The following is a 2,437-nucleotide window of genomic DNA, read 5'->3' as shown; positions in this document are numbered from 1 at the left end:
ATATAAGAAAATAAACCCATAAAAACAAGTCAAATAGTTGGTAATCAGATATTTAAACACTTAACTTAATGACATTGAGCCTGCCCGGGGCCGCTTTTCGCCCAGATCGGCAGCGGATTTACAGTTACCGCGGTGACGCTACTGAGTGCTGTGGCCGGAACCTGGGTATATGGTTTATTACGTGAAAAATTACCTCATTAATTATGAATATCGAACAATTTGAAGACAAAGGACTGGCGCATCTTTCGTATGCTATACTTTGCGATTACGCGGCTGAGATCGTGCTCATTGACCCCGCTAGGGACATTACGCCTTATCTATCCTTTGCCAAAAAAAACAAGGCAACCATTACTGGCGTGATCGAAACACATCCTCACGCAGATTTTATAAGCGGTCATTTAGAGTTGCATCAAACAACAGGGGCAGCCATATACTGTTCGCAGCTATTGGGTGCAACATACCCGCATCAGACTTTTGACGATGGCGATACCATAGCATTTGGAAGGATCGAACTTAAAGTATTAAACACACCGGGGCATTCGCCTGATAGTATCAGTATCGTATTGACGCATGAAGGTAAAGACCATGCCGTATTTACAGGCGACACTTTATTTATTGGAGATTGCGGCCGGCCCGATCTGCGTGAGCAAGCCGGCAACCAGACCGCTAAACGGGAGGAACTGGCCCGGCAAATGTATCACTCGCTTCGCAACAAACTATTACCACTGGATGATGAAGTTTGGGTATACCCGGCACATGGTGCAGGTACCTTGTGCGGGAAGAACCTGAGCGATGCCAGCCGAAGCACCATAGGTGCTGAACGTATCAGCAATTGGTCTTTACAAACGATGGATGAAGAGCGTTTTGTTCGTGCCTTGCTGAAGGATCAACCTTTTATTCCCCGGTATTTTAGTTATGACGTTGGCTTAAACAGATATGGCGCGGCACCACTGCAAAAATCGTTAGCTCAAGTCATCATAGGGAAACCTGTTAAATTCAGCAACCAGATCTTCATCGTTGATACCCGTCCCGAACAGTATTTTAAAAAGGGCCATTTGCCTGGTTCCATCAATATTCAGAACGGAGGAAAGTTTGAAACCTGGCTCGGGAGCATCATAGCGCCTGAAGAAGCTTTTTATCTCGCAGCCGATAGCGAAGAACAATTGAACCAACTGATCCGCAAGGCGGCGAAGATAGGCTATGAGGATTTTATCGAAGCAGCCTTTGTGATCAGCGACGGAAGCGAGGGAATGGACGCACTTAATATGGAAAAATTCAAATCAGCCACAGATGATTACACCATTGTTGATGTACGTAACGCGGCTGAGGCGCAGGAAGAGCCCGTTTTCAGTCATGCTATCAACATCCCCCTGAATGAGTTGAGGGACAGGTTAACTGAAATTCCTTTCAACAAGCCGGTCGTTGTCCATTGTGCAGGCGGTTATCGCAGCGCGGCAGGCAGCAGTATCATAAAAAATGCTTTTAAATCAAAAACCGGGGTTTTTGATCTGGGCGAGTCGGTAAAGGGCTTTTTTGATTAGGATTTTAACTAATAGTCATTGTATCATCACCAATCCTTAAACTCCTGTTCTTCGCCATAAAGCTCACATCCATGGTTCATTCATCTTAAAGCTTGATCACTTTTTATCAGTAAGATGATCTTCGGTTTGCCTTTTTAATCAATTACCTGGCCGGTGATGGTAATCGTTTTCCATCAAGCTGCGTACCCAATGTTTTGGGCGTCACCTTTCAAGGCCAGAGGCAGAAGCTGATTCGGGAAGGCTGCACCCAGATTCTCCAGTACTATATGGGATTTTTTGCTCACTACATTGCTAAAAATATGGACGTGCCTGTTCATCTGCTTTCGCAAGGTTAGTCGCGCGCTGCCTTAAATCGGCATTTTGCAGCGCAGTTTTCAATGCTTCTTTATCAAGATCCCGGCAATACGCTTGTTCACCGGGCTGCTGCCTCCAGGACTCAGAAAGTGTGCCACCGTCTATTGCGTCAAAGCCAATCCTATCGATAAGTGCCATCACAACCTGTTTTTCCTGCTCGTCATTACCGGCTATAGATAGCCCGATCCTATTGTCGCTTCCTACCGGTGCTGCCTTCGAAGCTAGACTCGAAGCCAGAATATTATTAAAAGCCTTGACCACCGGATGGCCAAGCACCTGGACTACCCATTCACTATCCGTTAGTCCATTCTCAATAGCTGGAGTTGCTACATTTGACTGGAGGAATTTAGTTGTCAGATTTAACTAGAAACTTTTAAATTTGATTATATGAGCAAACGAGTATTTGATGATTCCTTCAAAAAAATGGCTATAGATTTATCTAATAGCCGAGGATCGGTGAAAGAGGTTGCAGATGAGCTTGGAATAAACGATAGCCTTCTGAGTAAATGGAGACAGCGTGAGTCGGAGCCCAAACAGAGTCC

Annotated in this window: 3 protein-coding genes; 2 read left to right on the top strand and 1 reads right to left on the bottom strand. The window is 45.3% G+C overall.

Annotated elements, in window-relative coordinates; all coding sequences use genetic code 11:
• Positions 1-203: 203 nt before the first annotated feature.
• Positions 204-1,541 carry an MBL fold metallo-hydrolase gene (locus GJU39_RS23200; protein ID WP_154283366.1) on the top strand — a complete coding sequence of 446 codons (1,338 nt, stop codon included), beginning with the start codon at positions 204-206 and terminating at the stop codon, positions 1,539-1,541.
• A gap of 291 nt (positions 1,542-1,832) precedes the next feature.
• Here GJU39_RS23200 and GJU39_RS23720 read toward each other — a convergent pair whose 3' ends face one another.
• A complete protein-coding gene (locus GJU39_RS23720) occupies positions 1,833-2,033 on the bottom strand; it encodes a hypothetical protein (RefSeq protein WP_209437732.1) in 201 nt (66 codons plus the stop codon).
• A 249-nt stretch (positions 2,034-2,282) separates the two neighbouring features.
• Between GJU39_RS23720 and GJU39_RS24380 the strand changes: the two genes are divergently transcribed.
• Positions 2,283-2,437 (top strand): transposase (locus GJU39_RS24380; protein ID WP_154281226.1); only part of this gene is annotated, 155 nt, incomplete at its 3' end.

Origin of the sequence: Pedobacter petrophilus, assembly GCF_009674725.1 — a bacterium.
In the GTDB taxonomy this organism is placed as follows: domain Bacteria; phylum Bacteroidota; class Bacteroidia; order Sphingobacteriales; family Sphingobacteriaceae; genus Pedobacter; species Pedobacter petrophilus.
Note: the sequence above shows the minus strand (reverse complement) of the source record. Positions and strands in the feature narration are given on the sequence as shown.